The 19,726-nt window shown below is 71.7% G+C and carries 20 protein-coding genes; 3 read left to right on the forward strand and 17 right to left on the reverse strand.

Going from position 1 to position 19,726, the window contains the following annotated elements:
• Positions 1-302 precede the first annotated feature (302 nt).
• The 7 genes from murA to purD form a co-directional block, all read right to left on the reverse strand.
• Entirely contained in the window at positions 303-1,592 is a 1,290-nt protein-coding gene (gene murA / locus NE234_RS28985; RefSeq protein WP_252783855.1) for a UDP-N-acetylglucosamine 1-carboxyvinyltransferase, read from the reverse strand.
• 602 nt (positions 1,593-2,194) lie between these two features.
• Positions 2,195-2,620 (reverse strand): HipA domain-containing protein, encoded by a 426-nt coding sequence (locus tag NE234_RS28990; protein WP_252783856.1) that lies wholly within the window; start codon positions 2,618-2,620, stop codon positions 2,195-2,197.
• On the reverse strand, positions 2,533-2,823 hold the full coding sequence (locus tag NE234_RS28995) for a GmrSD restriction endonuclease domain-containing protein (RefSeq protein WP_252783857.1): 291 nt from the start codon (positions 2,821-2,823) through the stop codon (positions 2,533-2,535). The genes NE234_RS28990 and NE234_RS28995 overlap by 88 nt, the downstream gene beginning before the upstream one ends.
• A 45-nt stretch (positions 2,824-2,868) precedes the next feature.
• Positions 2,869-3,675 carry an MOSC domain-containing protein gene (locus NE234_RS29000; protein WP_252783858.1) on the reverse strand — a complete coding sequence of 269 codons (807 nt, stop codon included), beginning with the start codon at positions 3,673-3,675 and terminating at the stop codon, positions 2,869-2,871.
• A gap of 46 nt (positions 3,676-3,721) precedes the next feature.
• Positions 3,722-5,032 carry an adenylosuccinate lyase gene (gene purB, locus NE234_RS29005; protein WP_252783859.1) on the reverse strand — a complete coding sequence of 437 codons (1,311 nt, stop codon included), beginning with the start codon at positions 5,030-5,032 and terminating at the stop codon, positions 3,722-3,724.
• 33 nt (positions 5,033-5,065) lie between these two features.
• Positions 5,066-6,199, reverse strand: coding sequence for a low temperature requirement protein A (locus NE234_RS29010; RefSeq protein WP_252783860.1), 1,134 nt, complete (start codon positions 6,197-6,199; stop codon positions 5,066-5,068).
• Positions 6,200-6,206: 7 nt separating this feature from the next.
• A complete protein-coding gene (gene purD, locus NE234_RS29015) occupies positions 6,207-7,442 on the reverse strand; it encodes a phosphoribosylamine--glycine ligase (RefSeq protein WP_252783861.1) in 1,236 nt (411 codons plus the stop codon).
• 363 nt (positions 7,443-7,805) lie between these two features.
• Here purD and corA point away from each other — a divergent pair, with 363 nt between their 5' ends.
• The gene (gene corA / locus NE234_RS29020; protein ID WP_454923402.1) at positions 7,806-8,909 is read left to right on the forward strand and encodes a magnesium/cobalt transporter CorA; all 1,104 of its coding nucleotides are present in this window, start codon (positions 7,806-7,808) and stop codon (positions 8,907-8,909) included.
• Positions 8,910-8,924: 15 nt separating this feature from the next.
• Here corA and NE234_RS29025 read toward each other — a convergent pair whose 3' ends face one another.
• The 5 genes from NE234_RS29025 to NE234_RS29045 are packed head-to-tail and all read right to left on the reverse strand — an operon-like array spanning position 8,925 to position 13,318.
• Positions 8,925-9,749, reverse strand: a complete 825-nt coding sequence (locus NE234_RS29025) for a glycerophosphodiester phosphodiesterase family protein (protein ID WP_252783863.1) — start codon at positions 9,747-9,749, stop codon at positions 8,925-8,927.
• 29 nt (positions 9,750-9,778) lie between these two features.
• Complete coding sequence (locus NE234_RS29030; protein ID WP_252783864.1) at positions 9,779-10,975, reverse strand: ABC transporter permease; 1,197 nt, start codon at positions 10,973-10,975, stop codon at positions 9,779-9,781.
• The gene (locus NE234_RS29035; protein ID WP_252783865.1) at positions 10,972-11,664 is read right to left on the reverse strand and encodes an ABC transporter ATP-binding protein; all 693 of its coding nucleotides are present in this window, start codon (positions 11,662-11,664) and stop codon (positions 10,972-10,974) included. Before NE234_RS29035 ends, NE234_RS29030 begins: the two co-directional genes overlap by 4 nt.
• Positions 11,665-11,705: 41 nt before the next feature.
• Positions 11,706-12,752: a peptidoglycan-binding protein gene (locus NE234_RS29040; RefSeq protein ID WP_252783866.1), complete on the reverse strand. Its 1,047-nt coding sequence runs from the start codon at positions 12,750-12,752 to the stop codon at positions 11,706-11,708.
• Positions 12,749-13,318: a hypothetical protein gene (locus NE234_RS29045; protein ID WP_252783867.1), complete on the reverse strand. Its 570-nt coding sequence runs from the start codon at positions 13,316-13,318 to the stop codon at positions 12,749-12,751. Before NE234_RS29045 ends, NE234_RS29040 begins: the two co-directional genes overlap by 4 nt.
• A 162-nt stretch (positions 13,319-13,480) precedes the next feature.
• On the opposite strand from NE234_RS29045, the gene NE234_RS29050 reads away from it, so the two are divergent.
• Together NE234_RS29050 and NE234_RS29055 are read left to right on the forward strand one after the other, a co-directional pair.
• The gene (locus NE234_RS29050) at positions 13,481-14,137 is read left to right on the forward strand and encodes a response regulator transcription factor (RefSeq protein ID WP_252783868.1); all 657 of its coding nucleotides are present in this window, start codon (positions 13,481-13,483) and stop codon (positions 14,135-14,137) included.
• Complete coding sequence (locus tag NE234_RS29055; RefSeq protein WP_252783869.1) at positions 14,134-15,321, forward strand: sensor histidine kinase; 1,188 nt, start codon at positions 14,134-14,136, stop codon at positions 15,319-15,321. The genes NE234_RS29050 and NE234_RS29055 overlap by 4 nt, the downstream gene beginning before the upstream one ends.
• Positions 15,322-15,324: 3 nt before the next feature.
• On the opposite strand, the gene NE234_RS29060 is transcribed toward NE234_RS29055, so the two are convergent.
• The 5 genes from NE234_RS29060 to NE234_RS29080 all read right to left on the reverse strand — a co-directional run bounded on the left by NE234_RS29060 (position 15,325) and on the right by NE234_RS29080 (position 19,537).
• Entirely contained in the window at positions 15,325-16,656 is a 1,332-nt protein-coding gene (locus tag NE234_RS29060; protein WP_252783870.1) for a cytochrome P450, read from the reverse strand.
• Complete coding sequence (locus tag NE234_RS29065) at positions 16,646-17,251, reverse strand: GTP-binding protein (RefSeq protein WP_252783871.1); 606 nt, start codon at positions 17,249-17,251, stop codon at positions 16,646-16,648. The genes NE234_RS29060 and NE234_RS29065 overlap by 11 nt, the downstream gene beginning before the upstream one ends.
• Complete coding sequence (locus NE234_RS29070; protein ID WP_252783872.1) at positions 17,229-17,579, reverse strand: DUF742 domain-containing protein; 351 nt, start codon at positions 17,577-17,579, stop codon at positions 17,229-17,231. Before NE234_RS29070 ends, NE234_RS29065 begins: the two co-directional genes overlap by 23 nt.
• Before the next feature lie 123 nt (positions 17,580-17,702).
• Positions 17,703-18,116 carry a roadblock/LC7 domain-containing protein gene (locus NE234_RS29075; protein WP_252783873.1) on the reverse strand — a complete coding sequence of 138 codons (414 nt, stop codon included), beginning with the start codon at positions 18,114-18,116 and terminating at the stop codon, positions 17,703-17,705.
• Positions 18,113-19,537 (reverse strand): ATP-binding protein, encoded by a 1,425-nt coding sequence (locus tag NE234_RS29080; RefSeq protein WP_252783874.1) that lies wholly within the window; start codon positions 19,535-19,537, stop codon positions 18,113-18,115. Before NE234_RS29080 ends, NE234_RS29075 begins: the two co-directional genes overlap by 4 nt.
• Between the last annotated feature and the right edge of the window lie 189 nt (positions 19,538-19,726).

Genomic DNA, 19,726 nt, shown 5'->3' on the forward strand with positions numbered 1-19,726 from the left:
ACGCATGACTCATCGCACTGACGCCCCTCATCTGGTCGTCCGCCCCAGCTCCGTGAACTAACACCTCATTGGGCAGATCGCCGGAGGCCCGTGGTATGTGACGGGTCTTAGCGAAATCGGTTAAGAGTGCGTCGAAAAACCACTAGTAGAGGGCGTCCGGTGAGGAGAATATTACTAACCGGTTAGGTCAGCGACGGGTCGGGAATGCTGTGATCATTTTGGTCCGTTACGGCCCTGAGCCCCGCCGCGTTCCCCGGGCCGGAGCCGCGCGGGGAACGTGACGGGGCGTCCTCGTCGTGAGGTCAGGCCAGGCGCTCGATGTCCGCGCCCAGGGCGTTCAGCCGCTCGGCGACGTGCGAGTGGCCGCGGTCCAGGTAGTAGCCGTTCGTGATCGTGGTCTCGCCCTCGGCCACGAGGCCCGCCAGTACCAGCGCGCTGCCCGTGCGCAGGTCGTGGGCGACGACCTCGGCACCGCGCAGCGGCGTCGCGCCGTTGACCTTGGCGCGGTTGCCGTTCACCTCGATGTCGGCGCCCATCCGGACCAGCTCGTCGGCCAGCTTGAACCGGCCGTCGAAGATGCGCTCGTAGATGTAGCTCGGCCCGTCGGCGAGGCAGGACAGCGCCATGATCGGCGACTGGAGGTCGGTGGCGAAGCCGGGGTACTCGTCGGTGATCACGTTGATGGGCCGCAGCGGCCGGTCGCGGCGGACCCGGAGCACGGCGCCCTCCTGGGAGAACTCCACGCCCATCTGCTCAAGCTTGTCGGCGGCGACGCCGAGGTGCTCGAGCGAGGCGCCGACCAGGCTGATCTCGCCGCCCGTGGCGGCGGCCGCCATCACCAGCACGCCGGCGTCGATGCGGTCGGGCATCACGGTGTGCTGGACCGCGGTGAGACGGTCGACGCCCTCGACGGTGATGAAGCCGGTGCCGCCGCCGGTGATGCGCGCGCCCATGCGCTGCAGGAGCTGGATGACGTCCAGGACCTCGGGCTCGAGGGCGCAGTTCTTGATCAGCGTGGTGCCCTCGGCCAGCGAGGCGGCCATGAGGAGGTTCTCGGTGCCGGTGTGCGAGGGCGTGTCGAGGTAGAGGGTGCCGCCCTGCAGCTGACTGACCTTGACGTGGATGCTGCCACGGCCGTCGTCGCTCACCTGCTCGGTGACGGTCGCGCCCATGCGCTTGAAACCGTTGTAGTGGAAGTCCAGGTTACGGCTGCCGAGGTTGCATCCGCCGACGCCCTCGATCACCGCCTCACCGAGCCGGTGCAGCAACGCCGGGACGAACAGGAACGAGCCACGGAACCGCGAAGCGATCTCTTCGGGCAGGACCGGGCTCGTCAGCTGCGACGCGTCGATCACCAGGGTGCGCTCGGCCTCGTGCAGCTCGGCCTTCGCGCCGATCGCCTGCGCCAGCTCGACCGCGCGTTTCACGTCCTCGATGATCGGTACGTTGCGCAGGACCGTACGTCCCTCGGCCGCCATCAGGGAGGCGCCGATCATCGGCAGGACGGCGTTCTTGGCGCCCTGGACGAACACGGTGCCGTTCAACTCGGCGCCGCCCCGCACGCGGTAACGGACCTCGTGGCCCAAGCTCATATCGCCGGTGCTCCTTTGGCTGCGGTGAAGTTAGACTGCCCGCTCGGTCAGGTCGGCGGGTCACGAGTGCCGCGCGTGTGACACGGGCGGCCCCAGTATTCCATCGGGCGCTCCGCGGCATGACCGAAACTTCCGGTCTGGCGTGGTTGCGCCGATTGGTTAGATGCGGCGGGCCGCAGGTTTGTTCGGGGTCTCGCGGACCTCAGCGACCGGGCTTGCCGATGCGTTCAGCGTTTCACTTGTACGAACCTGAGCCCCGAGCATACCCACGGGTTCACGTGGTATCCGCGCCCCGGTGCGCCGGATGGACCGGAGTGATGCCGATGTGACGCTCGGTGAGACCGTCCGAGAGCACGTCCGTTATCGGGGTGGATCGCGGGACCGCGGGCTCAGCCGAGCCGGATGACCTCGACCGCGTCGCCCGTCGCCGGACGCGCGCCGGCGTCAGCGAGGTGGCACGTCTGGAGACACGTCACTTTGACGCCGGGGCGACGTGGCAGGCCCGGCGAAACGGACATCCGTGGGTCACCACCGACGGACAGGAGACAATGACAGCGGCGCAGTCGCCGCCGGTCGGCCCAGCGAACCCGCCCGGGTACCTTTCAATCCCCTCGCATCAAGGGCAGGTGCTCAAGGCGAGAGTCGACCGAAGCGGCGACGAACTCCGGAACGGGACAACTGCCGCGGACATGGGACCACGTGTCGGCCATACGCTCGGTCATGGACTTCACGATCGCCGCGGCGGCGCCGGGGTCGTAGCCGATGCCCGTCGCCAGCCGGCGGAAGTGCTCGGTCGTGATGAGACGGGTCGACTGACCACCGCCCAGCCCGAACGCAAGCCTGTCGTCCGTGAACTCCGGGTACGCGGTGACGGCGACGAGGTCGTAGGCGGGAGAGAGCCGTGGAGTGCGCTCATCGGGGTAGCGCAGCGTCCAGTTCTTCAGGTGTGCGTCCAGATTCCCCATGACCACGATGGCCACCAGTCTCCGGATGTACTCCTCGACGTCTTGGGGGCTGGGCGACGCCACATCAGGAGGTTCCCGATCGGATACCCACGGAAGATACTGTCGAAAAGCTGCCGGATATCGTCCTTTTCCCAGCGAAAGGGGCGTTGGAACCTCGGAATCCGGATTCGGCCGCTCAGCGTCCACTCGACGAGTTCAGTCGGCCGGGTCCGTTCCACCCTCGGCTTCGTTACCGTGGCCACGGTGACTCCCCTCGACGATGCCATGGTAGGGCGTCGATCAGGTGGTCCGATGATGAAAAAGCGTAATGATCAATGGTCCCGGGTGACCTCGACGGCGTCGCCGACGTTGATGGTGCCGAGGGCGCGGGGGACGGCGTTCTGGCCGAAGATGACGCCGCGGTCGCCGTCGGGGAAGACGAGGGTCCGGTAGGTCGCCAGGGTGCGCAGCGGCTCGCGGCCCTTGACGGCGGTCTCCTGGTCGGTGGTCGTGATCACGCAGCGGGCGCAGGGCTTGACCAGCTCCAGCTCGACACCGCCGATCCGCAGGGTGCGCACCGTGTCCTCGCCCCACGCGCCGAGACCTTCGAGCACGATGTTGGGCCGGAAGCGGTTCATCGGCAGCGGCTCGTCGAGGCGGGAGTTCAGCTCCTCCAGGGACTCCACCGAGGTGACGAGCAGGGGGAACTCGTCGGCGAACTTCACCGTGCCGCCGCCGACCCTGGTCGGGCGCCGGCCGGTGAACCGGACGAGGCGGCACTCGCGGCCGAGCGCAGCGGTGAACCAGCCGGCGGCCTCGTCACCCTGGTCGACGCCCTGGCACGGGTTGCCGTGCACCGTGACGTCGAGCACCGGCCCGTCGCCCGAGACCGAGTGGACGAGCGGCCCGTCCGGCCCGGTCCCGGCGAACTCCACGGCGAGCTTCACGCCGTCGTACGACGGGCGCAGCAGTGCCATCCGTGGGACCTCCCGCTGCGACAGGTGCCGCCCGTCCGGGCGCACCAGCATGAACGCCCGGTCGTTCCGGAACCCCTCCGGAAGCACCTCGGCGCCGGTCAGCGGTGTGCCGCCGGCGCTCTTCACGGGGTAGACGTTCAGCTCGCGGACCACGACCGTCATGGCGGGGCTCCCTTCCCTCCCCGCCATGATCGCATCCCGGCCTCCGTCAGCTCAGCGCGGCGAGGCGCTGGAACACGCCGTCGAGCCGCTCGACGTACCGCTCCGGCCGGCAGACGGCGTCGAGCCGCGCCTCGTCGAGGGTGAGCCCGGCCGCCGCGGCCTGCGCGCGCAGCGTCTCGCGGAACGGCGTCCCGGTCTCCCAGGTCTCCATCGCGGCCCGCTGCACCAGCGGGTACGCCTCGTCGTCGCGGGACATCCCGGCGTTGACCAGCTCCAGCAGAACCGCGCTGGTGTAGATCAGGCCGCCGGTCGATTCCAGGTTCGCGCGCATCCGCTCGGCGTCGACGACGAGGCCGGTCACGAGGCGGTGCGTGAGGTTGAGCATGTAGTCGAGCGCGATGGAGGCGTCGGGCAGCGCGATCCGCTCCGTGGAGGAGTGGGAGATGTCCCGCTCGTGCCACAGCGGGATGCCCTCCAGGACCGGGACCACCTGCGCGCGGACGATCCGGGCCAGCCCGGCCAGGCGCTCGGAGATGATGGGGTTCTTCTTGTGCGGCATCGCGGAGGAGCCCTTCTGGCCCTTCCCGAACGGCTCCCACAGCTCGCGGACCTCGGTCCGCTGGCCGTGCCGGACCTCCAGCGCGATGGCCTCGCAGACCGTGGCGATGATCGACAGGGCGGAGACCCACTCGCTGATGCCGTCGCGGATCACGACCTGGGTCGACACGTCGGCCGGGGCCAGCCCGAGCTCGGCGGCGACGTACCGCTCGACCTCCGGGTCGATGTTGGAGTAGGTGCCGACGGCGCCGGAGATCGCGCAGACGCCGACGGCCGCGCGGGCGCGGCGCAGCCGGTCGCGGGAGCGCGCCATCGCGAACGCGAAGTCGGCGACCCGGTGCCCCCAGACGTCGGGCTCGCCGTGGATGCCGTGGGTACGGCCGACGCGCAGCGTGTCGCGGTGGGCCAGGCCGTGGTCGCGCAGCGCCGCGACGAGGGCGTCGGCCTTGGCGAGCAGGATGTCGGTCGCCTCGACGAGCTGCACCGCGAGGGCCGTGTCGAGCAGGTCCGAGGACGTCATGCCGAAGTGGACGTACGCCGCGGCCTCGCGGGGCTCGGTGTTGTCGGCCCACGCGGACAGGAACGCGATCACGTCGTGCTGGGTCGTCGCCTCGATCTCGGCGACCCGCTCAGGGGTCGGCGGCGGGGCGGCGCGCACCGGCTCCACGACCTCCGACGGGACGGTGCCCGCCTTGGCGTGTGCCTCGAGCACCAGGGTCTCGACCCGGCACCACAGCTCGTACTTGTGCGCGTCGCTCCAGACGCGGCCCATCTCCGGAAGGGTGTAGCGCTCGATCACCCCTCCAGTGTCCCAGGCGTCAGAACAGGTGGCTCACCCAGGACCGCCGGTGCTTCTCCGCTCCGTCAGGAGGGCCGCCACGATGATCAGGACGAGGGCGATGAGCTCTGCCTCGCCGGCCAGCACGGCGCCCACCGGGATCGCGGCCAGGGACAGCCCCGCCGCGCCGACCCGGATCGCCGGAGAGCCGATCCGGAGGATCCGGCGGAAGGCCGCGTCGCCCAGCAGGTACGCGGCGACGCCCGCGCCGAGGGCGACCGCCGGTCCCGTGTGCAGGGCCTCCACCGGGTGGGCCATCGCCTTCTTCACGCCCGCCGCCGCCGCGACGATGCCGATCATCAGCGGGATGTGCGCGTAGAAGTACGCGTTCATGATCGCGCCGGTCCGGCGTGCGTCGTCCATCCGCGCGAGCGCGGACTCGGCCCGTAGGTCGTCCTCGGCGAAGTAGGGCCACCACAGCGCGGCGGCGAGGGCCAGGCCGAGCACCGCGGCGACCGCCGTACGGGTGTCGAGCGGGTTCTCCGACAGGCCGATCCCGATCGCCACGACCGACTCGCCGAGCGTGATGAGGACCAGAAGGCCGTGCCGCTCGACGATGTGCGGCGCCCGCAACGAGAACCGGCCGCCCGGCCGTATGACGTACGGCGCGGCGATCGGCACGAGCACCGCCGCGATCCACAGCGCGTACGTCGCCGGGCCCGACGTCAGCCCCGCGCCGATCACCAGGGCGGCCGCCGCCAGGTTCACCGGGAGGACGCGCAGGATCTGCCGGTTGACCTGCGCGTACAGGCCGCCGTGGACGAGCACGACGACGAGGTAGCCCAGCCCCCAGGCGACGCCGCCGCCGTCGAAGGCCCGCGGGGTCGCCAGCGCCATGATCAGGAACCCGGCCATGCCGACCAGCAGCAGGAGCCGCCGCAGCGTGGTCGTCGGCGCCACCGTGTTCGTCAGCCAGGCGTACCCGGAGTAGATCCACCACAGGACGCCGAACAGCGCGACCACACGCAGCAGCCCCACCGGGGACAGTTCGTGTGCCAGCACCCCGGTGAGCTGCGTGATCGTGAAGACGAAGACCAGGTCGAAGAACAACTCGACGGTGGTGACCCGGTAGCCGTCATCCGCCGGGGGTGCCGTCTCGACCGGGCCCCCGGTGTCGGGGATCGCCACGCGCGGGTCAGACCTTGGCGGCGATGTCCGTGCGGTAGTGCGCGCCGCGCAGGCGGATCCGCTCCGCCGCGGCGTACGCCGTCGCGCGGGCCGCGGCCAGGTCCGGGCCGGTGCCGACCACGTCGAGCACCCGCCCGCCGCCGGAGACCGGCAGACCCTTCTCCAGCTTCGTGCCCGCGTGCAGGACGTACGCGCCGTCCACCGCCTCGGCCTCCTCCAGCCCGGCGATGGGATCGCCGACGGTCGGCTTGCCGGGGTAGTTCTCCGCCGCGATGACGACGGTGACCGCCGCGCCCGGCCGCCACTCCAGCGCCGGGGCCGACGCGAGCCCGCCGACCGCGCACGCCTGCAGCAGCGAGCCGAGCGGGGTCGCCAGCCGGTCCAGGACGACCTGGGTCTCCGGGTCGCCGAACCGCGCGTTGAACTCGATCACCCGGACGCCCTTCGACGTCAGCGCGAGCCCGGCGTACAGCACACCGGTGTACGGCGTCTGGCGGCGCCGCATCTCGTCCACGGTCGGCTGGATGATCGTCTGCACGACCTCGTCGACCAGGCCCGCCGGCGCCCAGGGCAGCGGCGTGTAGGCGCCCATGCCGCCGGTGTTCGGGCCCTGGTCGTCGTTGTACGCCCGCTTGAAATCCTGCGCCGGCAGCAGCGGGACGACCGTCGTACCGTCGGTCAGCGCGAACAGCGAGACCTCGGGCCCGTCGAGGAACTCCTCGATGACGACCCGCTCGCACTGGGCGGCGTGCCGCGCGGCGATCGCCCGGTCCTCGGTCACGACGACGCCCTTGCCCGCGGCCAGTCCGTCGTCCTTCACGACGTACGGCGGCCCGAACGCGTCGAGCGCGGCGTTCACGCCGTCGGTGCCCTCACAGATCCGTGAGTCGGCGGTCGGGACGCCGGCGGCCGCCATGATCTCCTTGGCGAACGCCTTCGAGCCCTCGATCTTCGCGGCCGCGGCGTCGGGGCCGAAGCACAGCAGCCCGGCCCGGCGCAGGGCGTCGCCCACGCCCGCGACCAGCGGCGCCTCGGGACCGATCACCACGAGCTGTGCCGCCAGACGCTGCGCGAGCTCGACCACGGCGACCGGATCGGTGGGATCCAGGACATGGTTGTCCGCGAGCGCGCCGGTGCCGGCGTTGCCGGGGGCGCAGTGCAGCGCGGTGACGTCGGGATCTTGGGCAAGGGAGCGGACCAGCGCGTGTTCGCGCCCGCCCGAGCCGAGAACGAGGACTCGCACGTAGGGAAGCCTACCGAGATCTCCTGTTTTCCGGGCTCGTCGGGGAAGCGGCGGCCGGCCGCCGTTGTTGATCCACTTGGAGACCGGACGCGTGATTTCTGAAGTAATCCGGGAATCCTGTGAACCGGCAGCCGCCGCCGGGCGTCCTTATTACCCGGTGTAATCTCAGAGGCCGTGCTCTGACGCCGACGACCCAAGGAGGTGGTCGAAATGAGTCCTGGCGATCCTTGCAGTAACGCCGAGCCTCCTCACAGTCCGACCATCTCTACTCGGCGTCCGGCCGCCTCCGGCGCGCGCTCCCCGCTCTGATCACGGGTCGACGCGCGCCGGCGCGCGTGCGGCCGGGCCAGGGAAGGATCCCCCATGGCCATGACCAGGGTTCGCCCCGGACGCGCGACTCGCGTCCTGTTCAAGCCGCTCGCCCGTCCCGGCCGCATCGCGGCCGGTGAGTCGATCAACCAGCGGTCCGCCCTCATCGACTGGGCGGCGTACATCGACGGCGAGCGCGTCGACACCGCCAGTCTCGCCGAGGCCGTCACGCTCGTACGTGCCCCCGACGACCTCCCGGAGGGCGCCGAGCCGCGCAGCCGTTTCGTCTGGGTCGGCCTGCACGAGCCCGACGCGGCCGAGCTGGAGCGCCTGTCGGAGGTGTTCGGCCTGCACCCGCTCGCCGTGGAGGACGCCGTCCACGCCCACCAGCGGCCGAAGCTCGAGCGTTACGACGACGTGCAGTTCATCGTCATGAAGACGGTCGGATACGTCGAGCGCGCCGGCACGGAGACCGTGCGCACCGGCGAGATCATGATCTTCTGCGGGCCCGACTTCGTCGTCACCGTCCGGCACGGCGAGCACGGCGCGCTCGCCCCCGTCCGGCAGCGCCTCGAGGACAACCCCGAGCGCCTCGCCCTCGGCCCCGCCGCCGTCCTGCACGCCATCATCGACCGGGTCGTCGACGACTACATCTGCGTCGGCAACGCGGTCCAGCAGGACATCGACGAGGTCGAGGAGAACGTCTTCTCCGCCGACGCCACCAACCAGGCCGAGCGCATCTACCGGTTGAAGCGCGAGGTCATCCAGCTCAAGCGCGCCGTCGGCCCGCTGTCCGGCCCGCTGCGCAACCTCGCGGCCCGCCGGTTCGTCCCCACCGAGATCCGCGAGTACTTCCGCGACGTCGACGACCACCTCGCCCGCGTGCGCGAGCAGGTCGAGTCCTGCGACGAACTGCTCACCCCGATCCTCCAGGCGCACCTGACCCAGGTGACCGTCACCGACAACCACGACATGCGCAAGATCTCCGCGTGGGCGGCGATCCTCGCGATGCCGACGGCGATCACCGGCGTCTACGGCATGAACTTCAAGTACATGCCGGAGCTGCACTGGAAGTACGGCTACCTGCTCGCCGTGGGCGTCATCGTGAGCGCCTGTTTCGTCCTCTACCGCGGCTTCCGCCGCAACGGCTGGCTCTGAGCCGCGCCGTACCCTTCAGCGGCCCAGCACCGTACGGAGGCGGTCGGGGTAGTCGGTGACGATCGCGTCCACGCCGAACGCGATGAGCCGCCGCATCTCGGCTGGATCGTTGACCGTCCACGGGACGACGCGCAGGCCCCGCGCGTGCGCCGCCGCGACCAGTTCCGGGACGACCATGACCCGCTTGGGGGAGATCATGGTCGCCCCGGCGTCGGCCGCGGCGGCGATCAGGCCGCCCGCCGGATCCCGTCCGGCCATCCACGACGCGTCGAGCGTGTCCGGCTCGACCAGCGCGACGCGGTCCCCGCCGGGCAGCAGCTCCCGCGCCACGCCCAGCACCCGCCAGTCGAACGCCAGCAGCCGCGCCCGCTCCAGCAGCCCGTACGACTCCAGCACCTTCACGGCCGTGACCGTGATCGTCTCGATGTCCGGCCAGGACGGATCGGTCTTGATCTCGACGGACAGCCGTACGTCGTGCGGCACGACCAGCTCGCACAGCTCCGCCAGCGTCGGCACCTCCGCGCCGGGGATCGGCGTCTGCGTCGCCGCGAACCGCTCGTTGCGCATCCCCGCGTCCAGCGTCTTGATCTGCGCGAGCGTGAGCTCCCGGATCGGCCGCCCGACGTAGGGGTACAGCGGGTCGTCCGGCCGGCACGGCCCACGGTCCCGTACGGTCCCGGCGTTCAGCGCCTGGTCGTGGTGGAGCACCGGAACTCCGTCCGCGGTGAGCGCGACGTCCAGCTCCAGCACGTCGACGCCCAGTTCGAGGGTTCTGGCGAACCCCGCGATGGTGTTCTCCGGCCACAGTCCCCGCGCGCCGCGGTGCCCTTGGATCTCCATCCGCCTCAGCCTACGGGCTCCCCGCACGGTCACGGGGCGGCGAGGGCCTCGGTGGGGGACAGGCGGGCGGCGCGGATCGCGGGGTACAGTCCGGCGATCCCGCCGATGACCAGCGTCGCGCCGACCCCGCCGGCCATCGCCCAGGGCGGGACGACCGTCGGCCAGCCCTGCGTCACCGCGAACACCGCCGTGACGAGGATGCCCAGCGTCACACCGCCCACGCCGCCGAGCGCCGCCAGGAGCTGCGACTCGGCGAGGAACTGCAGCCTGACCTGACCGCGCGTCGCACCCAGGGAGCGCCGCAGGCCGATCTCGGCGCGGCGTTCCAGTACCGAGATCACCATGGTGTTCGCGACGCCGACCCCGCCGACCAGGAGCGCCACCGCGCCCAGGCCGAGGAGGAGCCCGGTGAACGCCTTGTCGCCGGCGTTCTGCGCGGCCAGCGCGTCCGACGGGCGGCTGACCTCCACCGCGGTCGGCGACTCGGGGTTGGCCGTGGCGGCGAGCAGGTCCCGTACGCGCGGCACCGCGTCCTTCCGCGCCCGCGTGTAGACGGTGGTGGGGTGGCCGTCGAAGCCGAGCCGCGCGGCCGCGACGTCCCAGCCGACCAGCGCGGCCGAGTCCAGCTCCGGCGCGAGCGGCGCGTGGTCCAGGATGCCGACGACCGTGAACCACTGCGAGCCGAGCCAGACCTGGACGTTCGGCTGCGCGACGCCCAGCGCGTCCGCGGCGTCCGAGCCGAGCACGACGGCCGGGTACCGGCTCGTGGCCGCGTTGAGCCAGGTCCCGGCGGCCACGCTCAGACCGGCCGTACGGGGCAGGTCGAGGCGGCTCGCGAGGACGCCGATGCCGCCGGTCTCCCCCGCGTCGATGTGGTCGTTGCGGTAGACGTTCGTGTCGGGGACCTTGCCGGTGGCGGACGCGGACAGCACGCCGCTCATCCGGCCGATCATCGCGACCGACTCTTCGGGAAGCTCGGCGTCGGAGCCGAAGAAGTCCTTGCCCGGGGCCACGGTGAGCATGTTCGTGCCCAGCCGGTCCAGCGTGGCCTGGAGCTGGGCCCGGCTGGAGGTCGAGATCCCGACCACGCCGACCATCGCGGCGATGCCGATCGCGATCCCCAGCGCGGACAGGAACACCCGCAGCGGGCGGGCGCGCAGCCCCGCCGCGCCGACCCGGACCACGTCCCGTGGGCCGAGCCGCGCCGGCTCGTCTCTTCCCGTCATGGCGCGGCCTCCGCCCGTACGTCGTCAGCGATGACCCGGCCGTCGAGCATGCGGATCTGGCGGGGCAGTGTCGCGGCGATGTCGCGGTCGTGGGTGATCACGATGACCGTGGTGCCGCCTGCGGCCAGTTCGCGGAGCAGGCCCATCACGCCGGCGCCGGTGGCGGTGTCCAGCGCGCCGGTCGGCTCGTCGGCCAGCAGGATCGCCGGTTCGCCGACCACCGCGCGGGCGATCGCGACGCGCTGCTTCTCCCCGCCGGACAGCTGGTGCGGCCGGTGGCCGAGCCGATGCGCCAGGCCGACCCGTTCGAGGGCCGAGCGCGCCCGGCGGCGGCGTTCCGCCAGGGGCACGCCGGCGTACAGCAGGCCGTCGGCGACGTTGTCCAGCGCGCCGACCCCGGCGGCGAGGTGGAACTGCTGGAAGACGAACCCGATCCGCCGGGCGCGCACCGCGGAGAGCCGCCGATCCGGCAGCGTCGACACGTCGCGGCCCTCGATGCGCACCGTGCCGGCGCTCGGCCGGTCCAGCGTGCCGATGAGGTGCAGCAGTGTCGACTTGCCGGAGCCGGACGGCCCGATGATCGCGGCCGCCTCACCGGCCTCGACCCGCAGCGACACGCCGTCCAGCGCCGTGACGCCCCCCGGGTACTCCTTGCGGACGTCGAGCAACTCCACAACCGGTCCGCTCACTCCGGGCCCGCTCACTTCCGGCCCGCTTACGTCCGGTCCGCTCACTTCGGCACCCCCACGCTCATGCCCTCGGACAGGCCGGTGCCGGAGATCTCCACCTTGCCCTCGGTGAACGCGCCGGTCTCCACGGGGACCGTACGGACGCGCCCGCCGTCGACGACCTGCACGCCGTAGCCGCCGTCGGGCTGCGCGAGGAGCGCCTCGACCGGCACGGCGAGGACGTTCGCGTGGCGTTCGCTGGTCAGGTGGACCGCCACCGGCGCCTTGTCATAGGAGCCCAGCGAGCCCTGGTCGTCGACGGTGACGGTGACCGCGACGGTGGTGGGATGGTCCCCCTGCCCCGCCTTGGCGACCTTGCCGACCTTGGTGACGCGGCCCTTGACCGTTCCGCCGCCGGGCAGCTCGATCGACACCTTGGCACCCTTCTTGGCGAGCCGCTGGTACTGAACGTCGAGGTCGACGTCCACCTGCCGGGTCGTGCCGGTGTAGGTGAGCACCGGGCCGGTCGCCGGGTCCCCGGCCTGCGCCTTCCGCTCGGCGACGCGAATCTCACCAGGAGCGATCAGGACGGATCCGGGCGCGACCCGCCCCGTCTGGTTCAGGCCGAGGTCGTCCTGCCAGCGTTTCACCGCCGCGGCGGTGGCGGCGGTGTAGGTCTTGTCGACCGTGAACCCCGTGTAGCCCAGGGCCTGCAGGTTCCGCTCGAACTGCAGGACGTCCCGGCCCTTCGTGCCGTCGGCGAGGGTCCGGTAGAGCGGCAGCGACCCGTACAGCAGCGGCACCGGGTGGTCGTCCACCCGGTACGCGGACCGGCCGCGCGACACGACGCTGCCGGGCGCGGCCAGCCAGGTCAGGACGCCGTGGCCGCCCGCGCCGGTCAGGGTGTGCGTCGTGCCGTACCCGAGCGTTCCGTCCACCTTCTGGGTCTCCACCAGAGTCGTCCGTTCGATCCGCGCGGTCGCGGGCGGCAGGGAACTCCGCCCGGCGGGCGTGCCGCCCCCACCGCCGAGGCCGGCCGCCGCCAGGCCGGCGACGCCGACGAGGACCACGCCGGCGACGCTCAGGACCGCGACGCGTACCCTGCTCAATTCCCGCTCCGGCTGAGGTGCCGGCTGCCGGCACCGCCCGGCCGGTACTGGGCGCAGGCCTTGTCGGCGTCCTTGAACGTCTGGCTGTCGGGGCCGGCCTGACCGGAGCCGCCCGGAGAGGCCTGTCCGCCGTTGCGCTTGATCACGATGCCGCCGTCGGGGTTCGGGTCGGGCATGTCGACGCCGTGCTCGCGCATGCATCTGGCGTAGGCGCGCATCTTCGCCAGGTCCGCCGCACTGGGCTTCTTCGGTTTCCCGCCGTTCGGCCGGAGGCGACCGCACTTGGCCTCGGCGGCCTTCAGCGTCGTGTCGTCCGTGCCCTTCGCGGCGTTCGGCTTGCCGCTGCCGCCCCGTATGCCGATCCGGAAACCGCCGTTCCCGTCGGCCTGCGGGTCGGCCATGTCGACGCCGTTGGCCCGCATGCATCTGGCGTAGGCGCGCATCTTCGCCAGGTCGCCGGCGGCGCGGGCCTGGGCGTTCGCCGGCTCGTGGCCGGACCCGCAGGCCGGCAGGCCGAGAAGGAGCGCGGGCGCCAGGAGCAGCGCCGGAATCGTCTTCCCTCGCATTCGTCGTCTCCCCATGACTCCGCCGGGCCGATCCCGGCGAACTGCGAGGAGTCAAATCCCGCGCCGATAACCCGGGCGTAACCGCTTCTGGTTATGCCGGCGTTATGCGCGATGGCGCACGCTGTCCCGGGACGTTCGTCGAACGAGGACTGGACGGGAAGCGTGCGCGTACTCATCGCCGAGGACGAGCGGATGCTCGCCGATTCGATCGCCGAGGGGCTTCGGGCGGAGGCCCTGGCCGTGGACGTGGCCTACGACGGGGACGCCGCCCTCGAACTCCTCGGCGTCAACGACTACGACGTGCTCGTGCTCGACCGCGACCTGCCGGTCGTGCACGGCGACGACGTCTGCCGGGCGGTCGTCGAGTCCGGGGCGCACGTGCGGGTGCTGATGCTCACCGCCGCCGTCGCCGTCCGGGCACGGGTGGAAGGGCTCGGGCTCGGCGCGGACGACTACCTGACCAAGCCGTTCGCGTTCGAGGAGCTGGTGGCCCGGATCCACGCGCTGGGCCGCCGCGCGCGCCCGGCCGACCCGCCGGCGCTGGAACGTGCCGGGATCCGGCTCGACCCCGCACGCCGGGAGGTCTACCGGGACGGACGCTACGTCCACCTGGCCCGCAAGGAGTTCGGCCTGCTCGCCGAACTCCTGCGCGCGGGCGGGACGGTGGTCTCGGCCGAGCGGCTCCTGGAGAAGGTCTGGGATGAGCACACCGACCCCTTCACCAACACCGTACGGGTGACGATGATGAAGCTCCGCCGCAAGCTCGGCGATCCACCCGTCGTCGAGACCGTCCCGGGAGCGGGGTACCGCATCCGATGACGGCACTCACGCGGCGGCTGCAGCCCACGATCCGCGTCCGGCTCATGCTGGTGTACGGCGGCCTGTTCCTGGTCGGCGGTCTCGTGCTGCTGGCGGTGACCTACCTGCTCGTCAAGACCAACACCCAGGGAGCACAAGCGGCGAGGGTGACCGCCGTCCAGATCGGCGCGTCCGGAGCCCCCACCAAGCCGCTTCCCGGTGAGTCCGCCGCCCAGGTGCTCTACACGGCCGGGCAGACGAAGGGCATGGTCCTGAAGGCGCGGGAGGACTCGGCCCGGCAGGCGCTCGACTCGCTGCTCACCCAGGGCGGCATCGCCCTCGGCGTCGTGGGCGCGGCCGCGCTCGGCCTCGGCTGGTTCTTCGCCGACCGGGCGCTGCGTCCTCTGCACAGGATCACCGATACGGCCCGGCGGGTGGCGCGCAGCCGTGACCTCACCGAGCGGATCACCTACGACGGGCCGCGCGATGACGTGAAAGAGCTGGCCGACACGTTCGACACGATGCTGGAACGGCTGGCGCGGGCCTTCGAGGCGCAGCGGAGGTTCGTCGACAACGCCTCGCACGAGCTCCGCACGCCGCTGGCCATCAACCGGACCCTCATCGACGTGGCCGTACGCCGTCCCGACGCGAGCGAGGACGTCAAGCGGCTCGGCGAGTCGCTGCTCGTCGTCGGCGACCGGCACGAGCGGCTCATCGAAGGGCTGCTCACCCTCGCCGGCAGCGAGAACATCGTCGTCGACACGTCACCGCTCGACCTCGGCGACGTGGGCGCGCACGTCCTGGACCAGGCCAAGGCCGAGACGGATCGCCGTGACCTGACCGTGCACCGTCACCTCGGCCGCGCGCCGACCGAGGGGGACCCCGTCCTCCTGGAACGGCTCGTGCAGAACCTGGTCGAGAACGCGACCAGGTACAACGTCGACGGCGGCGAGGTGTGGCTGTCCACGCGGCGGACCGCGGACGGCGCCGAGGTCGTCGTCGCGAACACCGGGCCGGTCGTCCCGGCTTATGAGGTGGAGACGCTGTTCGAGCCGTTCCGGCGGCTCAGGAGCGACCGGGTGCGCTCCGACCGGGGCACCGGCCTGGGCCTGTCCATCGTCCGTGCCATCGCGACCGCCCACGGCGGCACCGTGACCGCCGTCCCGCGGGCGGGCGGCGGTCTCTCCGTCACCGTACGGCTCTGAAGATCACTCGCCGCGCCACCAGCGGGTCAGGGCGTTGCTCCGCCGGGGACCGGCGTTGCGCAGCGCCGTCGCCAGGCCGCCGGCCAGGCCCATCTCCTGGTTGCCGGGGGTCGGACGCGGCGGAATGTGAATGGGCGAGAAGCGCACCGGCAGCGAGGCCAGGGCGCGCTGGGCGAATCCGGGCCGCCACTCCAGCCGGCTCGCGGGGACGGCCAGCTCCATGTCCGGCAGGGCGTCGAGCACCTTCTCGATGGCGATCGCCGCGATCAGGCGCGCCTCCCCCTGCGCCGGGCACTTGTGCGGGCCCGCTCCCCAGGCCAGGTGCGCACGGTTGCCCGCACGGTTCGTGGACACGGCCGCCGGGTCGGTGTTGGCGGCCGCGAAGCCGATGACGACCGGCTGGTCCGCCGACAGCCGTACGCCGCGCAGGTCGACGTCCTGCGTGGGGTAGCTGATCGCCCAGTTCGCCACCGGGGGGTCGGCCCACAGGACCTCATCGAGCGCGTCCTCGACGGGGAGGCTGCCGCCGGACAGGTCGCCGCCGAACCGGTCGTCGGACAGCAGCAGGAACAGCGCGTTGGCGATCAGGTTCTGCTCCGGCTCGGTGACGAGGCCCACGAGCAGGACGATCTGCTCGACCAGCTCGGCGTCGGTCAGCTGGGCCGGGTGGGCGATCAGCCACGACGTCAGGTCATGGTCCGGTCGGGCCCGCTTGAGCGCGACCAGTTCGGCCACGGCCTTCACCGTGATCTGGTTGCTGTTCGCCGTGTCGACGTTCTCCACGATGCCGCGCATCCCGGTGACGATGCGTTTTCCGAGGTCGGGCGGGCAGCCGAGGATCTCGTTGAACACCATCAGGGGCAGGAGCAGCGCGTACTCGGCGCGCAGGTCCACCGTGCCCTTCTCGGAGAATCCCCGGATGAGCGTTTCGACGTTGCGCTCGACGGACTCGCGCAGGAGGTTCGAGTCGATCCTGGACAGACTGTCAGCGATCGCCGTGCGCAGCCGGGCGTGCGCGGCGCCGTCCGACAGGTTGCAGGCCGGCCGGTACATCATGAACGGCAGGACCGGGCAGTCGGGCGGGACGCTCTGCTGCCAGCGGCGGGCGTCCTTCGGGAAGGTGACGGGGTCGCGCAGCACTTCGAGGGCGGCGCCGTACGAGATGACGAGGGACGCCGGGACGCCCGGGGCCAGCTCGACGGGAGCGACCGGACCGTACCGGCGGAGCGCCTCGTAGACGCGCTGAGGGTGGGCCGCGAAGTCCGGACCGTACAGGGGCGTCCGCCCGCCGTGGGTGGGACATCCGGGCGCGGGCGCGAACGCGTCAGAACTCACGGATGCTCCCGTTCTGGACCGCGATGAGGTATTCGACGAGAGTGATCAGCGCGCGGGTCGAGGACGCCCGGTCCCGCGCGTCGCAGAAGATCAGCGGCGTCGAGGGCAGCAGGTCCAGGGCCTCGCGCAGCTCCTCCTCCGCGAAGGCCGGCGCGCCGTCGAACTGGTTGATCGCGACGGCGTACCGGAGCTTCTGCTCCTCGAGGAAGCCCATGATGTCGAAGGACTGCTCCAGCCGCCGGGTGTCCGCCAGCACGAGCGCGCCGAGGGCCCCGCGCGACAGGTCGTGCCACAGCTGGGTGAACCGGTGCTGCCCGGGCGTGCCGAACAGGTACAGCACGAGTTCCTCGCTCAGCGTCAGCCGGCCGAAGTCCATCGCGACGGTGGTCGTCTCCTTGCCGGGCACGCCCGCGAGGTCGTCGACCAGGGCGCCGGCCTGCGTCATCCGTTCCTCGGTGCGCAGCGGGCGGATCTCCGACAGCGTGCCGACCAGCGTCGTCTTGCCGACGGCGAAGTGCCCGACGATCAGCAGCTTGACCGAGGTCCGTACGGTGTCGCGTACGTAAGTGCCGTCAGAGACGAGCGCGGAGTCCATCGAGCACCTCCTGGAGAAGCCGGGTCGAGGTCTCGCCGTCGTCCGTACCGCCGACCCGGGTCACGATGTGGCCGCTGTCCACCAGGTCGGACAGCAGGACCTTGGTGACGCTGATGGGGAGCGAGAGGTGACCGGCGACCTCGGCCACCGAGAGTGCGCCGCCCCGGCACAGCTCCAGGACCCGGCGCTTCTCCGGGCTGAGGCCGTTCAGGTCCGAGCGCGCGGCCATGACGAGCGTGACGAGGTCGAAGATGTTGCGGGTCGGGCGGGCGCGCCCGCCCGTCACCACGTGCGGCCGGACGAGCGCCCGCTCCCGCCTGGCGCTCACGGGCCCTCCTTCGTCGGAGGAGTGACCAGAAGCGCTGTGCTCATGGCTCGCTCGCTTCGCTCACTCACGGGCCCTCCTTCGTCGGAGGAGTGACCGGAGGCGCTGTGCTCACGGCTCGCTCGCTCACGCGGTCACTCCCGGGACCTGTCTCGGCGGAGCGGTCAGCTCCTTGCCCAGGCGCTGGACGAGTTCCTGCAGGCGGAAGGAGATCGCCTCCATGTCGACCCGCTCCGTCGTCGAGACCGCGAGGTACGCGCCGGGGCCGGCGGCGACGAGGAAGACGTATCCGTCGTCGAACTCGGTCACGGTCTGCCGCCAGGTGGTGCGCGAGTCCCCGCAGAACTCCGCCGACGTGCGGGCCAGCGACTGCAGCCCGGACATCCCGGCCGCGTGGCGTTCGGCGTCGTCACGGCTGATGCGCTCGGAGTACGCCATCAGCAGGCCGTCCGCGGACAGCAGGATGGCGTGCCGGGTCTCCGGCATTTTGAGGGCATCGTCGAGCATCCAGCCGAGCTTGTTGTTCGCGTCCTGCGTCATTCGGCGATATTCCCTTCGGACTCCGGAGAACCAGTGGCGCGGCCGGCTCGGGTACCGCGCTGCCAGGCGCCCATCCCGGCGGCGATCTCACGCGGCGGGCGGGTGGAGGGCGGCGGCTCGATCGAGGGTGCGGGCTGCTCGCCCGTGTCGATGACGCGCCGGCGCTTCGGCAGGCCGTTCGCGGTGACCGCGCGCGGCTCCCGCGCCGGCGACGGGGCCTGGCCGGACATGCCCGGCGCAGCGGGCATCGCCGGTGCGCTCGGCGCGGGCGGTGCGGTCGGCACGACGGGCGGGGCCGGCAGGGTCGGCGCGCTCGGCGCGGTGGGCAGCGCCGGTGCGGGGCGCTCGGCGCGTACGGGCCGCGGCTCCGCCCATCCCGGCTGCTCGGCGCGTCGCGGCTGCGGCTCGCTCCGCGCGGGGGCCGGCTCGGTGTCGAGGTGGGTCAGTAGTTCGCTGGGGAGGAACAGCACGGCGCGCACCCCGCCGTACGGCGAGCTGCTGTCGACCGACACCCGGAAGCCGTACCGCGCGGCCAGCACGCCGACGACGGCGAAGCCGACCTGCGGCGGGTCGCCGAGCCGGTTGATGTCCACGGAATCCCGCCCGGACAGCAGCCGCTCGGCCCGCTGGATCTCCTCCGCGTCCATGGCGACGCCGGCGTCGTCGATCACGATGGCGACGCCGTTGTGCGCCTGCCGGAAGTTGACCTCGACGGTGGTGTTCGGCTGGGAGTGGCGGGCGGCGTTGTCCAGGAGCTCGGCGACCGCCAGCACGACCGGCTCGACCACGCGGCTGACGACGGCGATGTTCGACTGCGGCTGGACGTCGATGCGCAGGTAGTCGCGGATCCGGGAGGTCGCGCCGCGTACGACGTCGACCAGCGCCGCCGCGGACCTCTGCTGCCCCGGCCACGACCCGCAGAGCACGGCGGTGGCCTGGGCGCGCCGGCCGAGCTGGGCGTTCATGTGGTCGATTCTCATGAGGCCTTCGAGGACGTCCGGGTCGTCGTGGCGCTCCTGCATGGTGGAGATGGCCAGCTGCTGCTCATTGGCGAGGCTCTGCACGGCGCGCATCATGGCCTTCAGGGTGACCTTGGCGGACTGGTCCGCCCGCTCCTTCGCGCGTTCGGCGTAGTCCGTGAACATTCCCAGGATCGCCCGAATGCCTTGCTCGGCGCTGGTCCCCGCGAAACTCGGATTGCGCGGGCCGGGCACCGCCACCGGTTTGCCGTAAAGGGACTCCACGAGCGCCGGGGTGCGGACGGCGACGAGATGGCGTAGTTCCTCGTCGCGGACGCGCGCCGTCTCCTCCAGCGTGCCGGCGCGGCGGCGCAGCCGGGAGGAGATCTGCCGCTCCCGTACGAGCAGCACCACGGCGACCAGGAGCCCGGCCGTCAGGCACACGAAGGCGACCGCCGACATGTATCGCTCCTCAGATCCTCGAGGTGGAAAGGGGGGAGGCGAGTGCTCCACATTTCGGGTCAGTACTCATTAAGTCGCAAAGACTACAGCCCGTGATCTTCGTGTACCAGGGCAATACGAAAAAAGACCAGCCCGATAAAGGTCTGGTCCGGTACGACTTGACGGCCCTGAATAGTCAGGGCCGTCACG

Source organism: Actinoallomurus rhizosphaericola, assembly GCF_024055675.1.
Classification (GTDB): Bacteria; Actinomycetota; Actinomycetes; order Streptosporangiales; family Streptosporangiaceae; genus Actinoallomurus; species Actinoallomurus soli.

Excerpts from the sequence above, each read along its gene's own strand:
- NE234_RS29045 (WP_252783867.1), bottom strand. The coding sequence starts at position 13,318 with ATGCGAGGGAAGACGATTCCGGCGCTGCTCCTGGCGCCCGCGCTCCTT.
- NE234_RS29075 (WP_252783873.1), bottom strand. The coding sequence starts at position 18,116 with ATGACGCAGGACGCGAACAACAAGCTCGGCTGGATGCTCGACGATGCC.
- NE234_RS29080 (WP_252783874.1), bottom strand. The coding sequence starts at position 19,537 with ATGTCGGCGGTCGCCTTCGTGTGCCTGACGGCCGGGCTCCTGGTCGCC.
- NE234_RS29025 (WP_252783863.1), bottom strand. The coding sequence starts at position 9,749 with ATGGAGATCCAAGGGCACCGCGGCGCGCGGGGACTGTGGCCGGAGAAC.
- NE234_RS29055 (WP_252783869.1), top strand. The coding sequence starts at position 14,134 with ATGACGGCACTCACGCGGCGGCTGCAGCCCACGATCCGCGTCCGGCTC.
- NE234_RS29000 (WP_252783858.1), bottom strand. The coding sequence starts at position 3,675 with ATGACGGTCGTGGTCCGCGAGCTGAACGTCTACCCCGTGAAGAGCGCC.
- murA (WP_252783855.1), bottom strand. The coding sequence starts at position 1,592 with ATGAGCTTGGGCCACGAGGTCCGTTACCGCGTGCGGGGCGGCGCCGAG.
- NE234_RS29065 (WP_252783871.1), bottom strand. The coding sequence starts at position 17,251 with ATGGACTCCGCGCTCGTCTCTGACGGCACTTACGTACGCGACACCGTA.
- NE234_RS29030 (WP_252783864.1), bottom strand. The coding sequence starts at position 10,975 with ATGACGGGAAGAGACGAGCCGGCGCGGCTCGGCCCACGGGACGTGGTC.
- corA (WP_454923402.1), top strand. The coding sequence starts at position 7,806 with ATGGCCATGACCAGGGTTCGCCCCGGACGCGCGACTCGCGTCCTGTTC.
- NE234_RS28995 (WP_252783857.1), bottom strand. The coding sequence starts at position 2,823 with ATGGCATCGTCGAGGGGAGTCACCGTGGCCACGGTAACGAAGCCGAGG.